The organism is Candidatus Omnitrophota bacterium (assembly GCA_030650275.1).
Taxonomy (GTDB): Bacteria; Omnitrophota; Gorgyraeia; order Zapsychrales; family Fredricksoniimonadaceae; genus JACPXN01.
This window is the reverse complement of the sequence record JAUSEK010000012.1, coordinates 17,527-44,062: the sequence shown is the minus strand read 5'-3', so window position 1 is coordinate 44,062 and position 26,536 is coordinate 17,527. Positions and strand designations below refer to the sequence as shown.

At 52.2% G+C, this 26,536-nt stretch carries 29 protein-coding genes; all 29 read left to right on the top strand.

Going from position 1 to position 26,536, the window contains the following annotated elements; all coding sequences use genetic code 11:
• The first annotated feature begins 12 nt into the window (after window positions 1-12).
• The 29 genes from Q7K71_03765 to Q7K71_03625 all read left to right on the top strand — a co-directional run bounded on the left by Q7K71_03765 (window position 13) and on the right by Q7K71_03625 (window position 26,531).
• Window positions 13-690 carry a class I SAM-dependent methyltransferase gene (locus Q7K71_03765; GenBank protein ID MDO8675217.1) on the top strand — a complete coding sequence of 226 codons (678 nt, stop codon included), beginning with the start codon at window positions 13-15 and terminating at the stop codon, window positions 688-690.
• Window positions 690-2,444, top strand: coding sequence for a thiamine pyrophosphate-binding protein (locus Q7K71_03760; GenBank protein ID MDO8675216.1), 1,755 nt, complete (start codon window positions 690-692; stop codon window positions 2,442-2,444). Before Q7K71_03765 ends, Q7K71_03760 begins: the two co-directional genes overlap by 1 nt.
• 24 nt (window positions 2,445-2,468) lie before the next feature.
• A complete protein-coding gene (locus Q7K71_03755) occupies window positions 2,469-3,176 on the top strand; it encodes a glycosyltransferase family 2 protein (protein MDO8675215.1) in 708 nt (235 codons plus the stop codon).
• Window positions 3,173-3,661 carry a hypothetical protein gene (locus Q7K71_03750; GenBank protein MDO8675214.1) on the top strand — a complete coding sequence of 163 codons (489 nt, stop codon included), beginning with the start codon at window positions 3,173-3,175 and terminating at the stop codon, window positions 3,659-3,661. The genes Q7K71_03755 and Q7K71_03750 overlap by 4 nt, the downstream gene beginning before the upstream one ends.
• Window position 3,662: 1 nt before the next feature.
• Window positions 3,663-4,175: a hypothetical protein gene (locus Q7K71_03745; GenBank protein ID MDO8675213.1), complete on the top strand. Its 513-nt coding sequence runs from the start codon at window positions 3,663-3,665 to the stop codon at window positions 4,173-4,175.
• The gene (gene glgP / locus Q7K71_03740; GenBank protein ID MDO8675212.1) at window positions 4,172-6,172 is read left to right on the top strand and encodes an alpha-glucan family phosphorylase; all 2,001 of its coding nucleotides are present in this window, start codon (window positions 4,172-4,174) and stop codon (window positions 6,170-6,172) included. Before Q7K71_03745 ends, glgP begins: the two co-directional genes overlap by 4 nt.
• Window positions 6,169-6,984, top strand: coding sequence for a thymidylate synthase (locus tag Q7K71_03735; protein ID MDO8675211.1), 816 nt, complete (start codon window positions 6,169-6,171; stop codon window positions 6,982-6,984). Before glgP ends, Q7K71_03735 begins: the two co-directional genes overlap by 4 nt.
• Before the next feature lie 81 nt (window positions 6,985-7,065).
• Complete coding sequence (locus Q7K71_03730; protein ID MDO8675210.1) at window positions 7,066-7,590, top strand: dihydrofolate reductase; 525 nt, start codon at window positions 7,066-7,068, stop codon at window positions 7,588-7,590.
• 180 nt (window positions 7,591-7,770) lie between these two features.
• Window positions 7,771-8,964, top strand: coding sequence for an EAL domain-containing protein (locus Q7K71_03725; protein ID MDO8675209.1), 1,194 nt, complete (start codon window positions 7,771-7,773; stop codon window positions 8,962-8,964).
• Between the two features lie 56 nt (window positions 8,965-9,020).
• Window positions 9,021-9,581, top strand: a complete 561-nt coding sequence (locus tag Q7K71_03720) for a hypothetical protein (protein ID MDO8675208.1) — start codon at window positions 9,021-9,023, stop codon at window positions 9,579-9,581.
• Between the two features lie 41 nt (window positions 9,582-9,622).
• Window positions 9,623-10,594 carry an ADP-glyceromanno-heptose 6-epimerase gene (gene rfaD / locus Q7K71_03715; protein ID MDO8675207.1) on the top strand — a complete coding sequence of 324 codons (972 nt, stop codon included), beginning with the start codon at window positions 9,623-9,625 and terminating at the stop codon, window positions 10,592-10,594.
• 9 nt (window positions 10,595-10,603) lie between these two features.
• Window positions 10,604-11,419 carry a hypothetical protein gene (locus Q7K71_03710; GenBank protein ID MDO8675206.1) on the top strand — a complete coding sequence of 272 codons (816 nt, stop codon included), beginning with the start codon at window positions 10,604-10,606 and terminating at the stop codon, window positions 11,417-11,419.
• The gene (locus tag Q7K71_03705) at window positions 11,416-11,835 is read left to right on the top strand and encodes a hypothetical protein (GenBank protein ID MDO8675205.1); all 420 of its coding nucleotides are present in this window, start codon (window positions 11,416-11,418) and stop codon (window positions 11,833-11,835) included. Before Q7K71_03710 ends, Q7K71_03705 begins: the two co-directional genes overlap by 4 nt.
• Window positions 11,832-12,344: a PadR family transcriptional regulator gene (locus Q7K71_03700; protein ID MDO8675204.1), complete on the top strand. Its 513-nt coding sequence runs from the start codon at window positions 11,832-11,834 to the stop codon at window positions 12,342-12,344. Before Q7K71_03705 ends, Q7K71_03700 begins: the two co-directional genes overlap by 4 nt.
• A gap of 206 nt (window positions 12,345-12,550) precedes the next feature.
• Window positions 12,551-13,680, top strand: a protein-coding gene (locus tag Q7K71_03695; protein MDO8675203.1) for an IS3 family transposase whose coding sequence is annotated in 2 segments (ribosomal slippage) — window positions 12,551-12,797 and window positions 12,797-13,680 — 1,131 coding nt in all. Because the reading frame shifts where the segments join, the coding sequence is not laid out codon by codon here.
• 151 nt (window positions 13,681-13,831) lie between these two features.
• On the top strand, window positions 13,832-14,095 hold the full coding sequence (locus Q7K71_03690; GenBank protein MDO8675202.1) for a BrnT family toxin: 264 nt from the start codon (window positions 13,832-13,834) through the stop codon (window positions 14,093-14,095).
• On the top strand, window positions 14,085-14,312 hold the full coding sequence (locus tag Q7K71_03685; GenBank protein ID MDO8675201.1) for a CopG family transcriptional regulator: 228 nt from the start codon (window positions 14,085-14,087) through the stop codon (window positions 14,310-14,312). The genes Q7K71_03690 and Q7K71_03685 overlap by 11 nt, the downstream gene beginning before the upstream one ends.
• Window positions 14,313-14,412: 100 nt before the next feature.
• Window positions 14,413-15,927: an AMP-binding protein gene (locus Q7K71_03680; GenBank protein ID MDO8675200.1), complete on the top strand. Its 1,515-nt coding sequence runs from the start codon at window positions 14,413-14,415 to the stop codon at window positions 15,925-15,927.
• A complete protein-coding gene (locus Q7K71_03675; GenBank protein MDO8675199.1) occupies window positions 15,915-16,682 on the top strand; it encodes a hypothetical protein in 768 nt (255 codons plus the stop codon). The genes Q7K71_03680 and Q7K71_03675 overlap by 13 nt, the downstream gene beginning before the upstream one ends.
• Before the next feature lie 85 nt (window positions 16,683-16,767).
• Entirely contained in the window at window positions 16,768-17,733 is a 966-nt protein-coding gene (locus Q7K71_03670; protein MDO8675198.1) for a hypothetical protein, read from the top strand.
• Window positions 17,720-18,193, top strand: a complete 474-nt coding sequence (locus Q7K71_03665) for a hypothetical protein (protein MDO8675197.1) — start codon at window positions 17,720-17,722, stop codon at window positions 18,191-18,193. Before Q7K71_03670 ends, Q7K71_03665 begins: the two co-directional genes overlap by 14 nt.
• Window positions 18,190-19,215, top strand: a complete 1,026-nt coding sequence (locus tag Q7K71_03660) for a class II aldolase/adducin family protein (protein MDO8675196.1) — start codon at window positions 18,190-18,192, stop codon at window positions 19,213-19,215. Before Q7K71_03665 ends, Q7K71_03660 begins: the two co-directional genes overlap by 4 nt.
• 78 nt (window positions 19,216-19,293) lie before the next feature.
• The gene (locus Q7K71_03655; protein MDO8675195.1) at window positions 19,294-20,796 is read left to right on the top strand and encodes an aldehyde dehydrogenase family protein; all 1,503 of its coding nucleotides are present in this window, start codon (window positions 19,294-19,296) and stop codon (window positions 20,794-20,796) included.
• Window positions 20,797-20,846: 50 nt separating this feature from the next.
• A complete protein-coding gene (locus Q7K71_03650; GenBank protein MDO8675194.1) occupies window positions 20,847-22,319 on the top strand; it encodes a radical SAM protein in 1,473 nt (490 codons plus the stop codon).
• A gap of 4 nt (window positions 22,320-22,323) precedes the next feature.
• The gene (locus tag Q7K71_03645; GenBank protein MDO8675193.1) at window positions 22,324-22,593 is read left to right on the top strand and encodes a hypothetical protein; all 270 of its coding nucleotides are present in this window, start codon (window positions 22,324-22,326) and stop codon (window positions 22,591-22,593) included.
• On the top strand, window positions 22,590-23,606 hold the full coding sequence (locus Q7K71_03640) for a 2-dehydropantoate 2-reductase (protein MDO8675192.1): 1,017 nt from the start codon (window positions 22,590-22,592) through the stop codon (window positions 23,604-23,606). Before Q7K71_03645 ends, Q7K71_03640 begins: the two co-directional genes overlap by 4 nt.
• Window positions 23,603-24,031 carry a nuclear transport factor 2 family protein gene (locus Q7K71_03635; protein MDO8675191.1) on the top strand — a complete coding sequence of 143 codons (429 nt, stop codon included), beginning with the start codon at window positions 23,603-23,605 and terminating at the stop codon, window positions 24,029-24,031. Before Q7K71_03640 ends, Q7K71_03635 begins: the two co-directional genes overlap by 4 nt.
• Window positions 24,031-25,299 (top strand): beta-ketoacyl-[acyl-carrier-protein] synthase family protein, encoded by a 1,269-nt coding sequence (locus Q7K71_03630; protein MDO8675190.1) that lies wholly within the window; start codon window positions 24,031-24,033, stop codon window positions 25,297-25,299. Before Q7K71_03635 ends, Q7K71_03630 begins: the two co-directional genes overlap by 1 nt.
• On the top strand, window positions 25,299-26,531 hold the full coding sequence (locus tag Q7K71_03625; protein ID MDO8675189.1) for a beta-ketoacyl-[acyl-carrier-protein] synthase family protein: 1,233 nt from the start codon (window positions 25,299-25,301) through the stop codon (window positions 26,529-26,531). The genes Q7K71_03630 and Q7K71_03625 overlap by 1 nt, the downstream gene beginning before the upstream one ends.
• Window positions 26,532-26,536 lie beyond the last annotated feature (5 nt).

The following is a 26,536-nucleotide window of genomic DNA, read 5'->3' as shown; positions in this document are numbered from 1 at the left end:
TGGAAAGGCGTTATGGTTAAGAAATTGACACAACAGCAGGCGTATCGGATAGGCACGGACCATCAATTCATTGATCCCGTTGCATTAGGCCCGTGGACGTCCTACAGTTTATTGAACGACCCCAAGCACATGGGATTCGTGCTGGCCCGTTACAAATTTTGCGCCAAAATGCTGGATGGGATGGACCGTGTGATCGAGGTTGGCTGTGGGGACGCCTTCGGGACGCCCATCGTTGCCCAGCATGTCAAAAAAGTTACGGCCATAGAGCCGGATGCCAGGCACATTGCCGGCAATAAAAAACGTCTGGCCAAGATCAAGAACATCGATTTTCGTCAAGGCACCATCCAGGACCTCAAATTGCCCAGGGCCTCTTTTTGCGGGGCATACTCCATCGATGTGATCGAGCATCTGGATCGTCACTTGAACGGTCCTTTTGTCGCCGGTCAGGCGGGCATCCTTAAAAAAGACGGGGTCTGTATCATCGGCACGCCCAATGTCACGGCCAATGAATACGCTTCCCAGCGCAGCCGCGTTCAGCACATCAATTTGCACAGCCAGGGATCGCTCAGGACATTGATGGAAAAATATTTCAAGCGTGTTTTTATGTTCGGCATGAACGATGAGGTCCTGCATACCGGATACCCGGCGATGTGCCATTATATTTTTGGCATGGGCGTTGGATCAAAATAATGAAATTATCGGATTTCATCGCGCAGTTCTTATACGGGCAGGGGATCAAACACGTGTTCGTGGTCTCGGGTGGGGCCATCATCCATTCTGTTGATTCCGTGGCGCGCCATCCCGAGATGTCCTATGTTTGCGTGGCCCATGAACAGGCCGCCGGTGCTGCCGCGGACGCGTATTCGCGCATAGGCCCTGCTTTGGGCACAGCCATGGTCACCTCGGGCCCCGGCGCCACCAATCTCACCACCAGCATCTGCAACGCGTATTTTGATTCTATCCCCGTCTTGTTCATCTGCGGGCAGGTCACGACCCCGCGCCTGCGGCCCAACGAAAATTTACGCCAGAAAGGGTTTCAGGAAACGGACATTGTTTCTTTGTTCAAGTCCATCACCAAATACGTTGCGCGTGTCATGGACCCGTATGACATTCAATATGAATTGCAAAAAGCCGTTTATCTCGCCAAAGAAGGCAGGCCGGGGCCCGTGGCCCTGGACATTCCCGACGATCTGCAGAGGATGGACATTGACGTCAGCCGTTTGAAGACGTTCATCCCCGTAGGGACGCAACCCAAGGACATCAAGAAGCAGACGGGAACATTATCATCCTGGATCACGTCTGCCAAACGGCCTGTTCTCATTTACGGGGCAGGCATCCGCATCGCCGGTGCCATGGACGCGGCTTTGGACTTCGCGCGGCGTTCCCATATCCCTGTGCTTTTGACCTGGGGCGGCAAAGACCTGATGGCGTTTGACGATCCTTTGAACATGGGGGGTTTGGGTGTTGTGGGCCCAAGGGCCGGCAATTTTGCGGCGCAGAACGCGGACTTGATCATTGCCGTCGGCACCCGTTTGTCGCAAATGATCACCGGCGGTAAAACGACTTTATTCGCGCCCAGGGCCAAGAAAGTCATGGTGGATATTGATCCCAACGAGTTGAACAAATTTACCAAGAATGATTTTTCTCTGGATATGGATGTTGAGGCAGACCTTAACCATTTCTTTGAGCATATGCGCGTCCACGCTCCTGACCGGGACCACTTTAAAGAATGGAGGGAGCAGATCAAGGCGTGGGCAAAAAAATATCCGGTTTGTCCGGTTGATAAATATGAACGGACAAAGCATGTTGACGGCCATGTTTTTGTGAAGGCCGTTTCCAAGGCCGCGCTTGACAATGACGTGTTCATCACCGATACCGGGGCCAATATTTCCTGGACCCTGCAGGCTATTGAGATGAAGCAGGGCCAGCGTATGTTCTCCGCGTGGAACCATACGCCGATGGGTTACGCATTGTCGGCGAGCATCGGGGCCGCGTTCGCCTGCCCCGGCCGGATTTTATGCCTCACCGGCGACGGGGGATTGATGATGAACATCGAGGAATTGGCCACCATCCGGCGGTATCGCTTGAACGTTAAAGTGTTCATTTTCAATAACGGAGGCCACGCCATCCAAAAACAGACCATTGATACGTGGCTGAATTCCAATTATGCCGCGGTCAATGAAGCCACAGGTTTGAGTTTCCCGGATTTCGTCAAGACCGCCGAGGCCTTCGGCTTGCCGGCTTTCCGTATCCGTGATCACGGCGAGTTGGACAAAACCATGGCCCGGGTGCTCGCCGTTCAGGGGCCTGTGGTGTGCGACGTGATGATAGACCCTGACCAGACCATTGAGCCCATGCTCAAATTCGGTTCCGGTCTTGAGGACCTGAACCCTAAATTGCCTTTCGATGAAATAGCAAAAATCATGACGGTATCCAATAGCTGAAACAGATCTAATGAATCAGGATATATGAGCAGTGTGACCATCATCATTCCCGCTTACAAAGAGGAAGGCAATATTGAAGCCGCCATTGACAGCGCGGTGGCCGCGGCCCAGGGCGCGGGCACGGATTATGAGATCATCGTCGTGGACGACGGCAGTCCGGACCGGACCGGAGAGTTCGCGCGTTTGAGGGCTGAAAGCAATCCCGGCATACGGGTGGCCCTCAACGCGACCAATGAGGGGTTCGGTTATTCGTTCGCCCGCGGGGTCAAGATGGCGTCCAAGGACTATGTGACTGTTTTTCCGGGCGACAATGACATGGCCATGAGTTCTCTCAAGGACCTGATCGCTTCCCGCGGGTCCTCGGACCTGGTCATTTCGTATATGCAAAAGACCAAGCACCGTTCTCTGTTCCGCCGGGCGGTGTCACGATCGTTCGTCGGGATGATGAACATGCTTTTTGGCCTGCGTTTGCAGTATTACAACGGCGCGTTCATCTGCAAGACACAGTTGCTGCGGTCCATCCCCATCAAGTCCACCGGCCTGGCGGCTCTGGCCGAATGCCTGGTGCGGCTTTTGAAGAAAGGGACCCCCTACCGGACGGTTTATTTTGAACATGCCGGACGCCGGCATGAGCAGTCCAAGGCCTTTCGTTTCAAGAGCATCAGGGCCGTGGCTAAAACCATCGGTATCCTGATCAAAGATATTTATTTCCCGCCCCGGGACTCCGCATGAACCATCTCATGATCGTTTTCATTTTTCTTGTTTTGTCCGTCGTCATTCATATTGGCTATTGCCGGAAAGCATCTTTGGCCGGCCTGCAGGCCAAGGCCTTTATCCTGACCGCTTTGGCCAACGGGACCATTATGATCATTTGCTTTTTATTCCTGACGCCTTCCGATAGGGGACTGCCGTTCACAGCCGTCTTTTTATATGTTCTGGCGATCCCCGTGTATTTGATATTTTACGTGAGCACCCTGCTGATGAGCCCGTCAAAAAATATCCTTCGCGTTGTCCAGGAAGACCGGGGGGCGACGTATGAAATGATCCTGCAGGCGCTGGAGAGGGAGAATTTTATTTCTTTGCGTTTGGGTGAGTTACAGGACAGCGGCTGTGTCGGGCGTTCGGGAGAAAAATTCGTCCTGACCCCGTCGGGCCGGAACATCGCGCGGGTCTTAAAAATATATCAGAAGGTTTTGGGGCAGGGCCCCGGGGGATAGCATGTCCGGTTTGGATCAGATCATCGTCGCGTGCGGCATGGGCGCGTTCATTGTTTTTGTCCTGGCGCACGTCATGGTCCTGCGCTGTATGCCGGCTGCGGGCATTTTGGATGCTGTTCAAAAGCTCTTTTATTTCGGGATTTTGGTCCTGACGGCGGCTGTTTCATTTTTGCCCGGGTTGAGTGTGACGGATAAATTCCTGGTTTTTATTTTTTCTTTGTGCGTGTACGGTCTGGCAGGTTTTGTTTATGTGCTTTGTATTTTCGGCCCTTACGCCACGTCCATACGCCTGCGCCTGATCAGCGAATTGGAGGCGCCGCAAGGCAAAACCATGGCCGAGATCAGCCGGACATACGACAGCAAGGCCATTTTGGATCTGCGGCTCAAACGGCTTTTGGCATCAGGGGACATCCGTTTCGACGGGGGCAGGTATCACATCGCCAAGGCCCACAATGCTTTTTTTATCATTGACGCCGGCGCCAGGGCGCTGCATGCTATAATGAAAAAATCATGAATTACGACGAATTCATTTCCGCCATAGAAGATTTTTCCCATTACGCCAAAGACATCACGCCGGAGTCCTATTTTGGTTTTCCCCTGCAGCCGATCCTGGACGCGGAAAAGAAATTGGCCGAAGAGGGACACAGGTCCGTGGCGTATTTTTCCATGGAATATGGCCTGGCACCCAGCATTTACAATTCCTTTCGCTTGAGCGGCCCCATGAGCGCAAAGAACCAGTTCTTTAAGCACGAGGTTTTCTCCAATTACTGGCTGTCCGATTACGTTTTTAAGATCGATATCAACAAGATGCTCGATATCCCCATTTACAGCGGGGGTTTGGGTGTTCTCGCCGGGGACACGGTCAAAACCATGGCGGATCTGGGCGTTGTGTCCGTGGCTTTCGGGATCTTATGGAACAAGGGGTATTTCAAACAGAATTTCTGGTATAAACACGGCCAGGTACCCGAGGAACTTTCCTGGGACCCGTGCACCTATCCGGGGCTGATCCCTTTAAAACACCGCGTGATCATGTCCACCAAGAACGGGGATCTTCATTTGCGGCTGTGGAAATATTATGTGTTCAGTTACGACAAAAAGCATGTCTGTCCGCTGGTCCTGCTGGATTCCAATGTTCCCCAGAACAGCGAGCATTTCCGTAAACTCACCGACCAGCTTTATCGCAGCGATCACGTGTCATGGCGTATTTTCCAGCGCTCCATCCTGGGCATCGGCGGCATGAAAGCCGTCGGGAAGCTGGATCTGAAGATCGGCTGTTATCATCTCAATGAAGGCCACGCGGCGTTCGCCATTCTCGAGAAATACATCGGGCTCACAGACAAGAACCGCATGGATGAAGAAAAAAAGAAGTTCGTTTTCACCTGCCATACGCCGGTGGCGGCGGGGCACGACCGTTTCGGCATCCGCGATATTGAAGAGATCTTTCCCGACGAATACGTGCAGGCCGCCAAAAAATTCGGCAAGGAAGGGCCGGATTCCCAGGACATCAGCCTGACCCATATCTGCCTGGACAATTGCCGTCAGGTCAATGCCGTGGCGCAAAAACACGGGGAGATCATGCGCCTGCAGTTTCCCGCGTACGCGAAACGCATTGATGCCATCACCAACGGCGTGCACATCCACACCTGGGTTTCGGAATCTTTTGCCGCGCTCTTTGACCGCTATCCCCATGTTTTCGGCGACTGGAGACGGGAGCCGAAGAACCTGGAACACGTGTCAAAATTGATGCGCGACGACCATTTCCGTAAAGATATCTTTGAAGCGCATCAGGCCAATAAGCGCAACTTCCTTGCCGTGGTCAAGCCGTGGAAATTGGACGAAAACGTCCTGACCATCGGCTGGGCGCGGCGCATCACAGGGTATAAACGGCCTTCATTATTGTTCCATCGCATTGATGAGGTCCTGGATCTGGCGCGCAAGATAGGCCCCATCCAGATCGTGCTGGCCGGCAAAGCGCACCCCAATGACAATATCGGCGCCGCCCACATCCAGGATATTTTAAGCCATATCGACAAGCTCAACGCGCAGTATGACCTGATCAAGGTCTTGATCCTAGAGAATTACGATACGTATTTCGGAAAATTGTTGAGCAATTCCGTGGATGTGTGGCTCAATAATCCTCTGCCGCCCTTCGAGGCCTCCGGCACCAGCGGCATGAAAGCCATTCTCAACGGGGTGGTCCAACTGTCCACCCTCGACGGGTGGGTGGTGGAGGCGGCCAGGGACAATATCGGATGGATCTTCGGATATGAACATCACGGCCGTGAGATCGGCAGCGAATCCAATCTTCGTCTCGACGAGGACTCGGCAGCCCTGTGCCGGGTATTGAAAGAGGTCATGACGCTGTATTACCAGACCAACCGCAAGGGAAGCGTGGATGCGCGCAGTCCCTGGGTTGACAAGATGATCCATTGCGTGCGCCGGGGGGCTTTTTTCAATACCCAGCGCATGGTGGAAGAATACCGTTTGAAGATGTGGGAGAAGAAGGGATGAGGCAATATTTGGACCTGGTGCGCCATATCCTGGAGCACGGCGAGAAAAAAGAAGACCGCACCGGCACCGGGACGATCTCTGTTTTCGGCTACCAGACGAAATATGACCTGCGCCACGGTTTCCCTATTTTAACCACCAAGAAAGTCCTTTTTGATGCCGTGGTCCATGAATTGTTGTGGTTCTTGCGCGGGGCCACCAACATCAACGATGATCTCAAAGCCCATACACCTATTTGGAACGCCTGGGCTGATGCCGACGGGGAGTTAGGGCCTATTTACGGGTATCAGTGGCGCAAATGGGAAAGATTCGTATGGGATGAAAAGGCAAAGGCCTATCGCAAAGAGCATGTGGACCAGATCCGCCAGGCCCTGGACCTCATCAAGACAGATCCGGGCTCCCGGCGCATCATTGTCAGCACCTGGAATGTCGCTGATATCGGGCGCATGGCTTTGCCGCCCTGCCACGCTTTGATCCAGTTTTACGTTGCCAATGGACGTCTGGATTGCCAAATGTATCAGCGCTCGGCGGATGTGGCTTTGGGTGTGCCGTTCAATATCGCCAGTTACGCGCTTCTGATGAGCATGGCCGCTGCCGAATGCGGCCTTACCCCGGGGATCTTCGTCCACACCCTGGGGGACGCTCATATTTATCTCAACCACATCGACGGGCTCAAGATCCAGCTGGAACGCGCGCCCGGGCCATTACCCCGTCTGGAATTGGCAAAGAAAAATGTCCTGGACTACCGCTTTGAAGACATTAAATTGATCGGCTATCAGCCGGCCGCCTTCATCAAATTTCCTATTGCAGTATGATATGGACAGGTGCTTCGACGGGCTCAGCATCCTTCGAAGCATCCTGAGCGAAGTCGAAGGACTCACCACAAAATGGCCAAAATGTTTTCCATTATTGTTGCCATGGATGATCGCAGGGGGATCGGCAAGAACGGTGCCCTGCCGTGGCATCTTCCCGAGGACTTAAAACATTTTAAGGACATGACGACCAGGACCTCTGGCCCGTCTCAAAAAAATGCCGTCATTATGGGACGCAAAACCTGGGAATCTCTACCCGAGAAATTCAGGCCTTTGCCTAACCGTTTGAATGTGGTCTTGAGCCGGAGTGCCGGTTTTAAAGCGCAGGGGGCCTTGGTCGAACCGACCCTTGAAAGAGCGATGGAGGTGTTAGAGAAAGATCCTAAAATAGAAAATATTTTTGTGATTGGCGGCGCTCAAATTTATACATACGCCCTTCATCATCCTCTATGCCAACGTTTGTTTGTAACGTTTGTTGCGGGTGATCTTGCTTGTGACGTTTTCTTCCCATCCATTCCAAACCGCTTTAAAGAAGTCCGCCGCACCCCTGTTTCCTCCGGATCCGGCCCATCGTATTGTTTTGCCGAATTTTCTGTTTTAGGTCAATAATCCCGCTGTTTTTCTGGTTTTTGGGAAAGCATTTTCTTAAAAAGACGTTTTTTTATCTAACCGCTTATTCCCCTTAAGGATAAAAAGATAGGCCAGACGAAAGAATCTAATGATTTCGCTTTACAGCCATCGATTCCTTCCGGCGTTAGACTATACTTTAAGTAAAGATTAAAGCCCGCTTTGCACCTCGAAAGGAAAACCCTGGCGATGGACAGCGGTACGCTCAACAATCAAAGGATTTTGGTCGTCGATGATGAACCCGCGATCTCCCAGCTTCTTTTATTGCTTCTGGGCACACACGGGTATAAGGCCACGGCCGTTAAAAACGGCCGTGAGGCCCTGGAAAAAGTCAATGGCGATGTGGACCTCATCCTTCTTGATCTTCTCTTACCGGACCAACAGGGCTTTAAGGTCTGCCGGCTTTTAAAAAGCAATGCCCGGACCCAAAATATCCCCATCATCATTATCAGCGCCAATACCCAGAGCCGTGACAAGATCGAAAGTTTTCATCTCGGAGTGGATGATTATCTGGCCAAGCCCTTTGAGCCCGAAGAATTGTTCGCCCGCATTGAAGCCGTGCTGAGGCGCAGCAATCATACAGTCGACCACGAGCACTCACAGCAGCAGTACGCGGTGATGCATGAATTGCGGCAGATCATCAAGCATGAACGGATCATTCCGTATTTCCAGCCCATTTATTTCTTAAAACCCATGCGTTTGTTCGGCCTTGAGGTCTTGAGCCGTCCCCAGACCAAGGGGATTTTATCCAACCCGGAGGAGATGTTCAAAGCCGCCTTGCGTTTCGGCCTGTATTATCAGTTGGAAATGGTGGTCTGGAGAAAGGCATTGGCGATCGCGACACGGCTCTTTGATCAGGAGCATTTGTTCTTGAATTGCGACCCCTATCTGGTTGAAAGCGACAAGTTCGTTGTGGTCAAAGACATGTTCAGCGACTGGGGAATGCCCAGTCAGAAAGTATTTTTGGAGATCACGGAACGTTCCGCCATCAGCCAATACAAGATATTTTTTGACCGCCTTTTGGATTACCGCCGGGAAGGGTTCAAGATCGCCATTGACGACGTGGGCGGCGGTTTTGCCAGCCTGGAGTCCATCGTTGAAACACGTCCGGAAGTCATCAAACTCGACCGGCACATCGTGTCCGGCCTGGCTTACGACTGCGTGAAAAAAAGCATCGTCAAATTGATCGCTTCTTTTTGCCGGGAAAATAATGTGATCTGCGTTGCGGAAGGCATTGAAGACAAACAGGACCTTGATATGCTCATCGAATTGGGCGTGGACGCCGGTCAGGGTTATTATCTGTGCCGGCCGACCCCGAACGTTGACCTTAAAGCCATGTCCGTCATTACCCATTAACAATAACCGCTTTATGGTTGAGCCCCTGCCCGGTCTATGCTAAGATTTATCCCGTAATGATGTCCATTCTTCCTTTGATGTGCGCGGCCTTCGTATTCGCCTTCAGCGGCTGTTTTTGGCACGCCTCGCCCCGCCTTGGCGGGGGGCAGGCGCAGGTCAAGCCGTCTGAAAAACCCCTCAATGTTGCTATCACTCTTGTTGATGCCGCGGCTCTTAAGTCCGGCGGAAAAATAGCGTTCACCCCTTTAAAGGCCGGGGCCCGGGCATCGGCTGATGAACAATCGGACCGCGTTTCATTGATGATCATCAAGGGTATGGCGGACCGGATCGCGCAAAGCCGGACATCTTTGATCATCGCCGCGCCGGAGGATGAACCGAACCTGGTTTTTCAAGGATATATCGAGGAACTTTTACAAAATAGCCGTTTAAAACGTTTGGTTTTACGCCGGGAGAAAGGACGCCTGGCCATATCAGGGGAGATCTGGCTGTCCTCAACGGGGGCCAAAGTCCTGACGTTTGCCGGTTATGCGCATTTGGGTGATTTTAAGGATGTTTTCCAGGCCGCCGGTGCCTTAGGAGAGGCCTTGGGGGAGAAAATTGCCGCGCAAACAAGGTAGGGGCACGGCGGCAGCCGCGCCCGTACAGGCACAGGGGGAATATGATCGTCGTCACCGGAGCCGCGGGGTTTATCGGCAGCTGCTTAGTCGCGAAGCTCAATGAATTGAAGCGTCAGGACATCATCGCCGTGGACCATTATGACGGCGACGATGATCCTAAAAAGAAGAATTTGGCCGGAAAGAAATATGTGCGTTATTTTGACAAGGCCGAGTTCTTAAAACTCATCCGCCGCGGCCATTTTGATTTCAACGTTGACTGTATTTTTCACATGGGCGCGTGCAGTTCCACCATTTTGCAGGATGCCGCGTATTTTCAGACCAATAATTTTGAATATTCCTGCCATGTTGCCGATTGGGCCGTCAAGTTCAAGGCCCGTTTGATCTATGCTTCGTCCGCCGCGACCTACGGCGACGGCAGTCGGGGCTACAGTGACGATGAAACAAAAATTTCCCGGCTAAAACCGCTGAATCTCTATGGCGGATCCAAACAAAAATTTGATGAGTGGGTCTTGGCCCATGGCTATCAGGACCGCATGGTGGGGGTGAAGTTCTTTAACGTGTTCGGTCCCAATGAATACCACAAGGGGGACATGCAAAGTGTTGTCGCCAAGGCCTATGACAGGGTCGTCTCCGACGGGAAAATGGCGCTTTTTAGATCCTATAACCCCCAGTATAAAGACGGAGAACAGATGCGGGATTTCATTTATGTCAAAGACGCCGTTGACGCGCTTTTGTTCTTTATGGACCATAAGGACGTTAACGGGATCTTTAATCTGGGGATGGGCCATGCCCGCACGTGGAATGATCTGGCCGCCGCGCTTTTTTCCGCCGTGGGCAAACCGGTCCACGTTGAATATAGTGAAATGCCGGAGATCTTAAAGACGCGTTACCAATATTTTACACAAGCTGATATCAGCAAATTGCGCCGGGCCGGGTATGTGAAACCGTTTTTGTCTTTGGAAGATGGTGTCCGTGATTATTGCGGGTATCTTAAAAACAAAAGTATTTTATAAGGAGCGCTTATGATGACTTTTTATATGATCGTCGGGATCATGTTCTTTGCGGGCGCTCTCCTGGGATTTTTGTTCAGTATGCTGCGCAAAGAATCCGTCCAGCCCATATCCATCCAGCCGATCATGCCCTCCGCAATGAAGGATCCGGGACTTCAAAAACATATTGAAGACCTGGAAGAGGAAATGCGTCTCATGTCCGAGAAAGCGGTGACCCAGGCCCAGGAAGCCATGACGAAGATCGATGCCCTGACTAAAGAAAATGAAAAATTAAAGACAGAGACGCAACAGGGGAACAAGGCCAGGATGGCCGAGACCCAGCAGTCTTTGGATCGCTTGCGCGAGGACAATTCTTCGTTACAGAAGCAGTTGGAGGCAGGACAGGCGAAGATCAAAGAACTGCAGGATGAGATCGCCGCTGTACGCAAACACATGGGGGATGAACTGCTGGCGGCCAATGCCCAGATCACCGCGTTGAAAGCCGCCCCGCCATCGGCGGGGCCGGCGTCCGTTGAAGAGACCGAGGCCCTGCACAACGAGATCACCAAACACCGGGCGCAGGCCTCGGGATTTGAACGCATGTGCGATAATTATAAGGTCCAGTTGGAGCAGGCCCTGGGCCGCGTGGCGGCCATGGAGAAGGACCAGATCGAACTGCAGGCGACGAAGAACCGTCTGGAGGAGGTTTTGCGGGAGATGGAAAAACAGAATCAAGAGTTCACCAAACGCGAGAAATTGTCCCAATTTGAATTGGAAAAAACCCGTTCCAAGCTCGTGGCTTTGGAAAAATCCAAACTTCTGCCCGAAGGGCAGCCGGAGGGGCCATGAAACATCGGGAAATGAGGGTTTTTGCCGTCGTTATTTTATCTCTTGCCCTGGCCGGGTGCGCGTCGGTGGCTGAGGTCGGCAAGACCTTCTGGGGCTCTTCCACCCGGGAAATGGAAAAAAGGCGCGTGGACGCCATCACCAGGACGTATCCCAAAGGATACTGGGAATGCATGGAGGCCGTGCTGAAGGCCGTTGAAGAGAACCACTATCTGATATTCCAAAAAGACGAGGTGAGGGGCCATGTGGTCGTTATGGGCATCCCCGGCTACATCAATACGACAGAGGTCGGGATCTTTTTCGTTGAGATATCTGACAATGAGGTCCGCATTGAACTTTCCTCTTTGAGCACCAACGCCAAACGCGCCGTTGCCAAGGCCCTGTTCAAGGACCTGGACAAGGCTTTGACCGCTCCATGATCGAACACGAACTTTTATTTTTAGGTCTTTTAGCGTCGGGCCCCAAACACGGCTACGAGATCAAACGCCAGATCGAAGCGGACGTGGCTCCCAATATCGGGATCAAGATCAAATCCATTTATTATCCTCTGCAGAAAATGGAAGAAGAGGGTTTCATTGAAAAACAGACCGGCAGGGAGGGTCGCCGTCCGGAAAAACACGTTTACCGCATCACCGTCAAGGGCAAAAAGAAATTTGACCGGCTCGTTCAGTCCAGTTTTTTATCTTTGGAGCGCCCGTTCTTTCAGATGGACCTGTCTTTGTATTTTCTGCCTTTGGTGGACAAAGACATGGCCAAACGACGCTTGAAGGCCAGGATCACGCTTTTAAGGAAGATCAGCCGCCAACTGGCCCAATTGAGAGAAAAATCCCCCCAAAAGTCGGAATCCATCCGGCTGATCCTTCAACATGATCTTGACCTTGTTGATGCCGAGATCGCTTCCACAGTTAATCTCATCCAGCGTCTGTAATTTTTTGGAAAACGCTTTCCAAAAAACCGCGTCAACCTCTTGTTTTTTGCCAAATATAGTATATATTTTTACTAATGAACCCCCTTTTCCGACAGCTGATCTGCAGTGTGGTCATCGTCAGTTTTACCATTGACCCCACCCCACCAATTAAAGCCATTTGCATGTAGAGTTTCCTAGGGTAAACTAACCCAACAAGGAGGCTTCACATGGCAAAACGCTACACCGAAGAACAGATCATCGCAGTGCTCAAGGATGCCCAAGCTGGGACCAAAACAGGCGAGCTTTGCCGGCAACACGGCATATCGGATGCCACGTTTTACAAGTGGAAGGCCAAGTATTCAGGTCTTGAGGTCTCTGATTTGAGGAAGATGAAGGCGCTTGAGGAAGAGAACAGCAAGCTCAAGCACATTGTGGCCGACTTGTCTTTGGACAACCGGGCCTTGAAGGACGTGCTCTCAAAAAACTTCTAAGGCCCAAAGCCAGGAAGAACGCGGCGTTGCACATGATCGAACGTCACGGTCTCTCCCAGCGGAGGGCCTGCACCCTGGTGTTGGTGTCCCGGACGGTGATGCACTATGACCCTAAGCCAAATGATCTTAATGATAGGATCAGGCAACGGCTCAAAGAACTGGCCGAGAAGCACAGGCGTTACGGACACATCAGGCTTTATGTGCTCATCCGGCGTGAAGGACTGGTCATTAACCATAAAAGAACCGAGAGGATTTACCGTCAGGAGGGCTTATCTTTGAGGATCCGTCGGCGTTGCAAGTTCGCGGCTGTTGTGCGCAGTCCTCTGCCGTCAGCAACCAGACCCAACGAGCGCTGGGCCATGGACTTTATCCAGGATTCACTCTGGAGCGGGCGTAAGTTCAGGACATTGTCCATTGTCGACACATACACCCGGGAATGCATGACCGTTGAATCCGATACATCGTTGCCGGGGTTCAGGGCCGTCAGGATCCTGGAGCGGCTGGTCGATCTTAAAGGCTTCCCAAATTCGATCCGTGTGGATAACGGTCCGGAGTTCATCTCCAAGGTCCTGGATGAATGGGCGTATCGCCATGGGGTCAAACTGGACTTCATCCGTCCGGGCAAGCCAGTTGAGAACGCCTATGTCGAATCGTTCCATGGGCGCTTCCGCGATGAATGTTTAAACGAGAATTACTTTTCGGACATGCAGGAGGCAAAAAACAAGATCGAAGAATGGCGGATCGAGTATAATACCTTCAGGCCGCACAGCTCATTGGATTACAAAACGCCTGAGGAATTCTTGAGGCAATGTGAACAGGAAAACTTAAACCAAAACGCCCCGAAACTCTCGTTGCAGGTGGTTTAATTTAGGGGTGGGGTCAATGGCTCAAGCGTCGTAACAGACTGTTTCTGGATTCCCGCTTTCGCGGGAATGGCAGGAAGGTTTTAAGATTCGCATCAAATTCGCATCAAATTTACCTTGAAATAAGAGTATAGAAATGGTATATTTTCTATATATGGAAGAATTTGAGTTCGATGAGCATAAGAGCGCTCTCAACAAGCAAAAGCACGGGATCAATTTCATTGAAGCGCAGGCCATCTGGGAAGACCCTGATGTATTGGAGATCCCGGCCAGAACAAAGGATGAACCGCGCTATCTGGTCATAGGGCGTAAAGAAGGCGAATGTTATTCTGCCGTCATTACATACAGGGACGCAAAGATCAGGATCATTTCGGTCAGGCGGTCCCGCAAAGAGGAGGTTGAGTTATATGAAAGCTAAAGAGTTCGACAGGATTTTTGACGAAGGCGGGAGCGTGGCCAAATTCCTTAATAAAGGCAAATCCCGCCGTTTAAAGCAGGAACAAAAACGGGTCAATGTGGACTTTCCGGTGTGGATGGTGCATCGATTGGATAAAGAAGCCCAGCGCCTGGGGGTCACCCGGCAGTCTGTCATCAAGGTTTCAGTGGCCGAGCACATTCAGCATCAGCCGGTCTAGTTTTTCAAAGTCCGCCTACCTAAAGTAATTTTTTTATTCCCGCCTATACGTATTTCTTGACTTTTAATCATTATATAGTAAAATTTTACTATTCTATACTATGAATATTACCAATATCTTACAATCTTCAGCAAATCGTTTTGGGACAAAGCCGGCCCTGATCTTTAAGGACCAGCCGGTTTCTTTTAATGACCTTAAGGCCATGGTTTTTCAATTGGCCAAAGGGCTGTCCTGTGCCGGTGTGCGCAAGTCCTCTAAAGTCGCCATTTATCTTCCCAATTGCCCGGAGTATGTTTACGGGTATCTGTCCTTGTTTTATCTGGGGGCCACGGTCGTGCCCCTGGACCATATGCTCAAAACAGAGGAATTGGTCTCCTGTTTGGGGCATTCGGAGACCGAAGTTTTGATCGCTTTATACAGGCCGGATGTGGACATTCAGGTCTTAAAAGCGGCCCTGCCGTTGCTTAAGACCGTTATTGTTGTGGGACAGCCGCTCGGACTGGCGTGGGAACAGCCGTGGGCCTCGCTTTTAGGTAGCGGGAGCACGCCGCCGGCCGAAGTCAAGGAAGGGGACCCGGCGCTGATCATGTACACGTCCGGAACGACCGGCAATCCTAAAGGCATTTTGTTGAATTACCGCCATCTGGACGGGTCGCCGGAAGCGATGAAACATTTCGTGGACTTAAACGAGCGCGACGTGAAATTGTGCGCCCTTCCTTTAAGTCACATCGGCGGTTTCATTTATATCCAGAATTGCATCCTGTTCGGCATCACCCTGGTGTTGATGGACCGTTTCCAGCCGCTGGAATTTTTAAGGAACGTGGCCCGGCACAAGGTCACGTGTTTTCACATTGTCCCGCCTATGTACACGGCCCTGCTGACCTTAAAAAATATTGAACAATTTGACCTTTCATCCCTGCGCTGGGTGGTGGTTTTTGGGGCGCCCTCTTCGCCGGATATTTTGGAACGTTTCCATAAGTATTGCCCCAACGCCAAGCTCCTCAACGGCTGGGGCATGACCGAGACATGCCCGCCCAATACGGTCACGCCTTTGAATGACCCGAAGATCGAAAGCGTCGGCAAGCCGGCGCCGAATTGTGAGATCCGGATCGTGGATGATGAAGATAATATCCTGCACGACGGTGATATCGGCGAGATCGTCATCCGCGGCTGGGTGGTGATGCAGGAATATTACAAAGACCCTGAAAGCACGGCTTTAGCCAAACGCAACGGGTGGTTCCATACCGGCGATCTGGGGCGTTTTGATACGGACGGATTTTTGTATATCGTCGGGCGCAAGAAAGAAATGATCAAGGTGGCCGGGCAGATCGTCTACGCGCCGGAAGTGGAAAGCGCCCTATGCAAGCACGAGGGAATTCTGGAGGCGGCTGTCATAGGAATATCGGATGCCCTCAAAGGCGAAGCGCTCAAGGCCTTTGTGGTGCTTAAAGCCGGTGCCGCATTGACACCGCAGGACGTGCGTCATTTTGCCCGTGAACATTTGGCGAATTTCAAGGTGCCGCAGACCGTTGAAATAAGAGAAGGCCTGCCTAAAAACAGGACAGGAAAGATCGACAAGGAATTGTTAAAACAGGAGATCGTATGCCCATCGTAGAAAAAGAAAGAATGACCCGGGATATTCATTTGGCCGGCAAGGACCTGATGGGAATGGTGCAGTTGTTGCCGATGGATTTCGGCAAATACGCCATTGTGCCGGGCCCCCGCGAGCGCATGGAAAGCGTCATGAAAAAATTGAAAAATCCCGTCAAGAAATTCGCGTTCATGGAATACACCATGTTCACGGGGACTTATGAAGACGTCAAGGTGACCACCATCAACGGCGGCCGTTTTGCCGCGGATACCGCGATCACGACGGAGATCTTATGCAACGGTCAAACGGGCTGTCTGATCCGCATCGGCAGCTGCGGGGCTTTGTCCAGCGCGATCAAGGTCGGCGATCTGATCGTGGCCACGGGTTGCGTGCGCGGGGACGGGGTGTCCCCGTATTATGTGGATGACGCGCTCGTGACCTTGCCGGACGCCGGTCTTAACACCCAGTTGATCGCCGCGGCCAAGGCCTCCGGGCTGGCCGTCCATGAGGGCAAGGTCTGGTCCACCGATGCTATTTTGCGTGAAACGAAAGAACATGTGAACAAGGCCATTGACCGGGACTGCATTGCCGTGGACATGGTCAGTTCCGTATTTTTGACATTGGCCCAATTGTATAAGATCCCGGCCGTGTCCATTCTGGCGGTCAGCGATAATCTGATCACGGGCGAAATGGGTTTCATGAACGCGGATTATTACATGGCCGAAGGCGCGCTCATCAACATTGCGTTGAATCTTATTAAACAAAAAGAGAACAGATAAACTGGCAGCGGGTGGCTTCGGTAGGGGGACCCCCACCGCGCGCAGGAACGAGCACGGTGGGGGAAACCGAAGACAGGACCCGCTCATGGATAATATGTTCGAATCGCCACTATTTTGGCCGGCGCACATCAAGGGCAATACGCTTTATGTCCTTGATGAGACCCTGCTCCCCTTAAAGACCAAGTATATCCCTGTGCGTAATGTTAAGGGGGCGGTTGCTGTGATCCGGGACATGAAAACCCGCGCTTTTGGACAATTTCTGGTTGTTTTGAATACTTTTTTGTTGGAGGCCAAAGGCCAAAAGTCAAAGGTCAAAGATATAGAAGCCATTGCCCTGGCCTTGAACAATTCCCGTCCGACCTTTCCTTTCGCGGAAGTGACGGGCATTGTCACGGGTGTCGCGCGCAAAGCCGCCCATGAGAATGCCGATGTCTGCAAGGCCGTTGTACGCACGGTGGAAGGTTTTCTGGAGAGCATCCGCCATCGCCGTCTTGAGCGTGTGCGCCGGATCGCCGCTCATATGGCCGATGGCGATCCTATTTTGACCCATTGCAATGTCAGCGGAGAGCTGGCCATGGCCGCGTTCCTCGCTTTAAAAGAAGGCAGGCGCGTGAAATTTTACGCGACGGAAACCCGGCCTTACATGCAGGGCGCAAAATTGACGGCATGGGAGCTGCAAAAAGCCGGAGCGCATGTGACCGTGGTCCCGGATAATACCGTCGGCGCTTTGATGGCCGAGGGGCTGGTCAACAAGATCATCATCGGTTCCGACCGTTCGGCGGCCAATGGAGATGTGGCCAATAAAGTGGGCTCTTACCAGATCGCGGTGCTGGCCAAGGAGTTCGGCATTCCGCTGATCGTTTTGACCCAGCCGTCCAAAGGCGTTGCCACAGGCCATGACATGCCCATTGAAATGCGCGATGCCGATGAACTTTTGGTCTTTAACAATAAAAAGGTCTTTGGCCCCAAGGCGCGGGGTTTTTATCCGGGGTTTGACGTTGTGCCCAACACCTATATCACGGAAGCGATCGCCATCCATGCGGGATTATAAAACGGGATCCATTGTTCTTTTACAGGGCGTTTGTGCCGATGGTTTTTTCAAGACCTTTAAACCGGCAAAGACGGCCTCTGTTTTTGTTCTGGAGGGTAGGCCGGACCTTAGCGCGGGCAAAGGCAACAGCGCGGCCCTGGTCAGGAAAGGCATTGTTCCGACGGTGATTTGCGACAATATGGCCGGGTTCCTGTTCTTTAAGGGGTTGGTCAAGCAAGTGGTTTTGGCCTGCCAATTCGCGGATAAAAGCGGGGCTTTGTGCGATATGGGAGGGTTGGTCCTGGCGGTTTTGGCCAAACGCCATAACGTACCGGTTCAATTAGCACCGGCCGAACATAAGGCGCGGTTTTTGGGTAACCCCGAGGATATTTTGTCTTTTGAAGGCAAAAGAACAGCGCCCAAAGGTGTTCATGGTTATGTGCCTTTGGTGGAATGGGTCCCGAAGAAATACCTGATATGAATGAGAAACAAATAAAAGAAGAAATGATCCGGACCGGACGTCTGTTGTGGGACAAGGGGCTGGTGTTTGGTTTTAACGGTAACATTTCCCATCGCCTGGATGCCGATACTGTTTTGATAACAGCCACGGGAACATGTCTGGGACATTTGACGGACAAAGACATTCTCACGATGGACCTTAAGGGCGCGGTTATCGGGAAAGGTAAGGCATCCAGCGAGCGGCTGATGCACACGGCAATCTACAAAGCGATGCCGAAGGTCCAATGCGTTTTGCATACGCATACAACCTACACCAATGGTTTCTTTTTATCCAACGACCGCTTCACGCCTAAAACATTTGAAGCGCAATTTTATCTGGGTGAAGTGAAAGCCATTGCCCAAACAACCCCATCAGTGACTGACCCCGCGCCAGTGGTGGAAGCGTTGAAAATAAACAATATCGTAGTGCTTAAGAACCACGGCGTTGTCGCGGTGGGGGACGATCTATTCAATGCATTTGTGCTTATTCAGGAATTGGAAGAACAAGTAAAAATGGATCTGGTCGACGTTCATTATAAAAAAATGTCATTCCCGAATGCTTTTGTCGGGAATCCAGACACGTCTATTTCTGGACCCCCGACAGAAACATTCGGGGGTGACAAAAATAAAAAATACAAATTATTTTCCAAAGAACAGATCGAAGAGATCGTGCGCCTAGTCAATGCCGACGCGCAGATGCAGGAATTGGGCAACAAGACCGCGATGAACATGGCCCTCGCGGTCATTTTGGATGAGACAGGGCAGGCCCACCGGTTTACATTTGAGAACGGCCGTATCACGCAGGTCGCGCAGGACGCGGACGCGGAATTTGTCATCAACGCGCCGGAAGCGGTGTGGCGGGCGGTGTTCAGCCGGCAAATAGACCCGTTCGTGGCCACGACGCAGAAGAAAATGTTCTTAAAAGGCGATTTCGCGCGCATTTCCAAATGGTACGCGCCTTGCAGCCGTATTTTTCAATTATGGACGAATGTACCGGTGGAATAATGAATTATAGGGACACAATATTTAATTCAACCGTTTGACAAGCATTAGGAATTAAGTATTGTGTCCCCATAATTCCGTATGAATATGATAATAGGATCAAAAATAGAGAAATTTGATTTGTTGCTCGAAGGCAAGGTAGCGCCTTCGTTGAGCGGTCAATATTTTGATTGCGTTAATCCTTCCAACGGCGAGGTGTTCGCGCGCTTGGCGGACGCTGATGCCGTGGACGTTGAGATCGCTGTCAACGCCGCTCGCCTGGCTTTTGACCACGGCCGCTGGCCGCAAATGGCCACGGCCGAACGGGGAAAATTTTTATTGCGCATCGCCCAACTGATCCGGGAGAATGCCAAAGAATTAGCGGACCTGGAATGCTGGTCAACCGGTAAGACCATCAAGCACGCGACCTTCATTGATGTCCCGACCTGCGCGGATACGTTTGAATATTTTGGAAATTTCGAGACCCCGTTAAATAACGAGACCATAGAAATACCGTCCCCTCATCTGTGTCTTGTCAGCCGGGAACCTGTTGGTGTTGTGGCGGCCATTATTCCCTGGAATTATCCTTTGATCACGGCCGCGTGGAAGATCGCTCCGGCTTTACTGGCCGGCAATACCGTTGTTTTAAAACCATCGCCGACCGCCTGTGTTGCGGTCATGGCTTTAGGCAAGATCATCGCCCAGGCCGGATTACCTAAAGGTGTTTTAAATATCATCAGTTCTTCACGTGCCCAGGCCGGCAGCGAGCTGGTTTCCCATTCCCAGGTGGATATGGTGTCTTTTACCGGCTCAACAGAAACCGGAAAAGCGGTGATGGCCCAGGCCGCCAAGAGCATTAAGAAATTGACGCTGGAATTGGGCGGCAAATCTCCCAACATCGTTTTTGCCGATTGCAATATGGAAGCGGCGGTGGGCGGGACTTTGGCTTCCATTTTTATGAATCAGGGACAGATGTGCACGGCCGGGTCGCGGCTTTTGGTGGAGGACAAAATTTATAAGACATTCGTCGGGCAACTGGTGAAACGCGCCCAAACATTAACGATAGGCCCGGCGGACAGTTTTGAGACCGAGTTCGGTCCTTTGGTCAATACTACCCATCGCGACGCTGTTTTGCGTTTGATCGAACAGGGCAAGAAAGAAGGGGCAAAATTGGTGTGCGGCGGTAAAGTTCCGGCGGGGACAAATCCTAAAGGGGCTTATCTTGAACCCACGATCTTTATTGACGTGCGCAACAACATGACCATCGCGCAGGAAGAAATTTTTGGCCCGGTATTGTGCGTGATGCCTTTTACATCCGTTGATGAGGCGGTTCATCTGGCCAATGAAACCAAGTATGGTCTCGCGGCCATGGTGTGGACGCAGGATCTGGCCAAGGCCAATGGTGTGGCCAAACGTTTACGTTGCGGCACGGTCTGGATCAATACCTATGGCGCTTTTGACAATGCCGTGCCGTTCGGCGGGTATAAACAAAGCGGTTTTGGACGGGAATTGGGCAAAGAAGGGCTGTATGAATACACACAGATCAAAACAGTCACCACTGACCAGACGCCGGGAGGCAAGCCGCTGGTCACGTCGTGGTTTTAAATGAACGTAGGGGCGGGGTAACCCCGCCCGTACAATAACAGGAGAACGTTATGAAAGTTCTATTTTTGACACCGCCGTTGAAAGCATGGGATTCACACGGCAACCACAAAGCCGCCAATCAGATGCACGCGCAGCTGGCCGCCTATTTGCGTGAAAGAAATCTAGCCCAGGTGGAAGTGCTCGACTCCCGCGCGCTGGACATGGACTGGGAGGCGATGCTGAAATTCGTTCAAAACAGCAAGCCGGACATTGTTTTTGTCGGGGAATTGCTGCATTCCACCTGCGGTGCCGCGGTCATCTGGTATTTTAATGAGGGGCTTCGCATCATCAAAGAAGCTAGCCCTAAGGTCAGGACCGTGGCCGGGGGGTTATGGTATTCCGGCGATTACGAACGCCAGATGCGCTTGAACCCGACCATTGACTACATCATGATCGGGGAGGCGGAATTGACCATGGAGGACCTGATCAATAATATGGCCGCGGGCGATCCCAGGAATGAACGGGAGATCCCGGGCCTGGTGTCCCGTCAGAAAGACGGGGCCATTGTCGTGGGGCCGCACCGTGATCTGATCCCTGATTTGAACGTCCTGCCCATGCCGGCTTATGATCTGTTCCCCATGGACAAATATGTCGGGCACACCTATTGGAAACCGTTCGCGGAATTGATGACGTCCCGCGGTTGTCCGGGCAAATGTCATTTTTGTTATGAATGGGCGCTTTATGACAGCCGCACCGCCGCCAAAGATTTCACGTCCTGGCGGGGGCTGAAAGGCAAACGCATCGTTGATGAACTGGATATTTTAGAGAAGCAATACGGGATCAACACGGTTGTTTTTCAGGATGACGCGTTCAATACGGACACCGCCGCCATGATCGAATTCTGCGAGGAGAAACTCAAGCGCGGCAACAAGATCGACTGGGTGTGTTTGGGCCGTGCCGACCAATGGGTCTCCCAGCACGAGATCCTGCCGTTGATGAAAAAAGCGGGCTTGTTTTTGGCGTTAACGGGTGTGGAGGTCGAGGACGATATGACCTTGAGCAAGACCGGCAAAGGAGTGACCATCGCGCAGATCAGAAAGACGGTCGATATTTTGCGTGAAAATGATATCGGCAGTGTCGGGACGGTATTGATCGGCCTCAAAGAGGACACGGAAGCGAAGATCAAGGAACGTTTGCGCGTTGCCGATGAGATCGATTCGGACATTTTTGCCCTGGATTATTTGACGCCGGTGCCCAATTCTCCGGACTGGCGTTACGGGATCAAGAAAGGATGGTTCGATCCGGACAAGATCGATCTCAAGGACTGGGATTTCCAGCATCCGGTCATCCCCACCGATCATCTCAGCATCGAGGAGGTCGGCCGTTTGGGGGCCTGGTGCATGCGTGAATATTATTCCAAGCCGGAACGCATCCACCGGATCATGGAAAGCAACTATCATATCAAGGTGAAATTGTGCGTGAAGGATTTCATGAATAACATTTCCAAATGGGAGGCGAACTCGCGCGTGTCCGCGGCGAAGTAAAATAATGGTCAGCGTTCACACGACAATGGCCTGGGAGCCCACGGCCCTGGCTAAATACAACAGGATGCTCAATCTTATTCCCATTTTCCATCGCGGCATCGCGCAGGAAGTGGTGAATAAAAAGGCCGAACAGAACGCGCAGCAGCGCGCCTCGACGCAGGTTGAGGAAAAGGACATTGTGGCCGCTTTCACGACGGAAGTGCCCAAGGCCTTCTATTCGTTGATGATCCGTATCATGGATGAGGTTGGTCTTCATTATAAGGGGCAGGCATGACGATCGCGGTCATCGGTGCCGGCGCCATCGGTTGTGTTGTCGCCGGTTATTTGACCAAGGCAGGGCAGGACGTGCTTTTAGTGGGCCGGCCCGATCAGGTGAAGGCCATCAAGGCCAATGGTCTGACCATCAAGGGCGTGCGGGGAAGTGAGAATATTCGCGTGCGCACCGCCTTGCGTCTGGACAAACCCTATGACCTGGTCATTTTTACCGTCAAGACGCAAGACCTGGAAAAGGCCTTTGAGCAAAATAGTGAATATCTGGGAACAGGCCTTGTTTTGACAAGCCAGAACGGCGTACAGGCGGACCATTTATTGAGCAACCATCTTGACCGCGGCCGGCAAATGTCAAGCATCGTGATGTTCGGCGCTACTTACGTCAAACCCGGCGAGGTGACTTTCAATTTTGAAGGCGATTGGATCATCGGCCGTCCCTTGGCGCCTTTGGACCCGGCCGCGCATAAGGCCGGTGAGGTCCTGGGCAAGGCGTTTAAAGTGGTGATGAGCCCCGACATCATGGGGATGAAGTACCTGAAACTTTTTGTGAATTTCAACAATTGCATCCCGGCGCTGGTCGGCAAGTCCATGCAGGAGACCTTTGCTGATCTGGACCTGTGCCGTTTGAGCATTCTGCTGCTCAAGGAAGGGCTGGACATTGTGCGGCAGGCGAAGATCGAGATGGTTTCCATGCCGGATTTCCCGAAGGAAAGAATTTTAGGTTTGGCCAATATGCCGCTTGAACAAAGTGCTGGGATCATCAACAAAACCCTGACCGGTTTGAGCAAAGAACCGTTGTACGGTTCTATTTTGCAGAGCATCCTGCGCGGCAAGACGAGCGAAATAGAGTTCATTAACGGGGAAGCGGTGCGTTTGGCTAAAGGTCTGCATGGCCATGCGCCGCTCAACGAACGCGTCGTGGATATGGTGCATGAGGTTGAGCGGACGGGAAAATTCTTTAGTGTGGAACATGTGAAGAACGCATTTGGTTTAAAATTAAAAGCGGAGGCCATATGAGTCAATTAGCGTCATGGATCCCAGAGTATTGGGGGGAAAAAGAGCGTGAGGTGTGGGGTTGCGTGGAAACGCATTGGGACCATTTGATCAACAAGCGTGTGGATGAATTTATTAAATACATTCATCCTGACATGATCGGCTATGGCCATGAAAGCCCCATTCCCGTTGACCGTCCGTGGCTGGAGAAATGGGTGGGGTTCTGGACCAAGAATACGAATATCGCCATCTGCGAATTGCGTCCTGTTCAGATGAAACTCCACGGGGACATCGCCATTTTGCAATATTTGATCTTTACGGTTGAGATCAACGCGGAAGGCGGCAAGCGGGTCATCCGCCGCTACACCATGACGTGGAAAAAAGGTAAGGACCGCTGGCAGGTCATTGCCAGCCATAACAATTTGATGGACGAAACGTTGAGGCATTGATGAATAAGAATAAGAAACGCAGGGTGGTTGTCACGGGCGTCGGCATCATCGCGCCCAACGGCATCGGCAATGATGCCTGTTACAGCGCCATGATCAAGGGCGTTTCGGCTGTGCGCCGGGTCACAGAATTTGATGTGTCGCTCTTTAACACCAAGATCGCGGCCCAGGTGCGTGATTTTGACCCCGTGGCTTTGGGTCTTACGTTTGAAGAAGCCATACGCATGGACCGTTATGTCCAATTCGCCATGGTGGCCGGCCGCATGGCCTTGCAGGATTCCCGTTTGGATCTCTTCAAAGTGGACAAAGAGCGCATGGGCGTGTCTTTGGCCAATGCCATTTGCGGCACCAAATACATGGAAGAAGAATTCGCCCTGGTCACGGACAGCGGCAAGAAACCCATCAATCCGCTTATTGTCCGTCCGGACCTATACGATGCCGCGATGTTCAACACGCCTTCGAGTGAACTTTCCGCCAAGTATGGCCTTCAGGGTGTTTGCAATACCATTTCTACGGGTTGTACCGCGGGCACGGACTCCGTCGGGTTTTCTTTTGAGGCCATCAGCGACGGGGACGCGGACATCATGCTCACCGGCGCCAGTGAAGCGCCCGTCACCCCCATCACGTTCGGCGCTTTTGACACTGTCAATGTCCTTTCCGTGCACAATGATGATCCGGCCGGGGCCTCACGGCCGTTCGACAATCAACGCAACGGTTTTGTCATTTCCGAAGGCGCCGGGCTTTTGGTCGTTGAAGAATTGGAGCACGCCCTCAAACGCGGGGCGCGCATTTATTGCGAGATCACCGGTTTCGGCACCACCTGCAATGCTTATCACATGACCGATCTGCCGCCGGAAGGCGATGCCATGGCCGACAGCATTACCTTGGCCCTGGAAGATGCCGGCATCAAACCCGAAACCATTGATTATGTCAACGCCCATGGTTCCTCGACGCGCCAGAACGATGTGTTCGAGACCAGCGCTTATAAGATGGCCTTGGGCCCGTACGCGTATAAAGTTCCCATCAGTTCGGTGAAGTCCATGATCGGCCATCCTTTGGCCGGTGCCAACGGAATAGAGCTGGCTTTGAGTTCCCTGATCTTTGAGCGCAACATTTTGCCGCCGACCATCAATCAGCAGGAACCGGACCCCTTATGTGATCTGTATTACATTCCCAACGAAGCGATACAGAAGAAAGTTAATTGTATTCTTAAGACATCCAGTGGTTTTTCCGGCATTCACTCAGCCATGACCTTGCAAAGGTATTCCTAATGGACCCCATTGCGATCACCGGTTTAGGCGTCATATCCCCGTCAGGGATGGACAAAAAAGTGTTCTGGGCCAATGTGGCCCATGGCAGGAGCGCGGTTGAAAAGATCGAGCGTTTCGACGCCAGCGCTTATCCGTCGCGCATTGCCGGGACTGTCAAAGAATTGGATGCTTATAGCAATGTCTCATCGCGGCTTTTAAAGAAGATAGATCTTTTTTCGCATATGGCTTTGGTGGCTTCTGAAATGTGCCTGAATGACGCGGGCATTAATCTGCCTGACGAGGATTTAAAGCGCGTCGGGATCTTTATGGGCAATGCCTTGGGCGGTTGGCTGTATGCCGAGACCGAGTTGCGCGATATGTATCTGGAAGGCCGGGAAGGGGTGAGTCCTTTCATGGCCTCCGCGTGGTTTCCCGCGGCACCGCAGGGGCAGATATCCATTCATTACGGCATCAAAGGTTTTTCCAAGACCATTGTCGCGGACAGGGCCAGTTCTTTGATGGCCATCGGCTACGCGGCCAGGACCATCATCCGTAACAAATGCGATTTTATTTTGGCCGGGGGCATGGAAGCGCCGGTGACGCCCTACGCGCTTTTGTGCTGCAACACGTCAGGGGTTTTGTCCAAACGCAATGATGACCCGCGCCAAGCGTATCGGCCGTTTGACAAAAACCGCGATGGTTTGGCCATTGCCGAAGGTGCCGGGGTCTTGACGCTGGAACCGCAGTCACGGGCCATCAAGCGTAAAGCCCATGTCTATGCCAATATCATCGGTTATGCGTCCACCACCGATGCTGTCAACCGCATTGATCCGGCGCCGGATGCCAAACAATTGGCCCGTGCCATCAGATCAGCCCTGGACGATGCCGGGCTTTCCCCCAAAGACATTGATTATATTTGCGCTGATGGTGCTGCAACAGTTTTGGGCGACATCACCGAAACAAAAGCCATCAAACAGGCCTTTAACGGTTACGCGAAGAAGGTACCGGTGTCCGCGCCTAAGTCGGTGTTCGGCAATATGCTGGGCGCCTGCGGGGCTTTGGACGTCATCACGACGGTGCTGGCCATGGAACACGGCATGGTGCCGCCGACCATCAATTATCAGACACCGGACCCGGAATGCGACCTGGATTATTGCCCCAACAAAGCGCAGGCAAAAACTATCAAGAATGCTTTGATCATCAACCGCGGACGCGGCGGGATCAACTGCGTTTTAGTCCTGCAGAAACTTTAAAAACA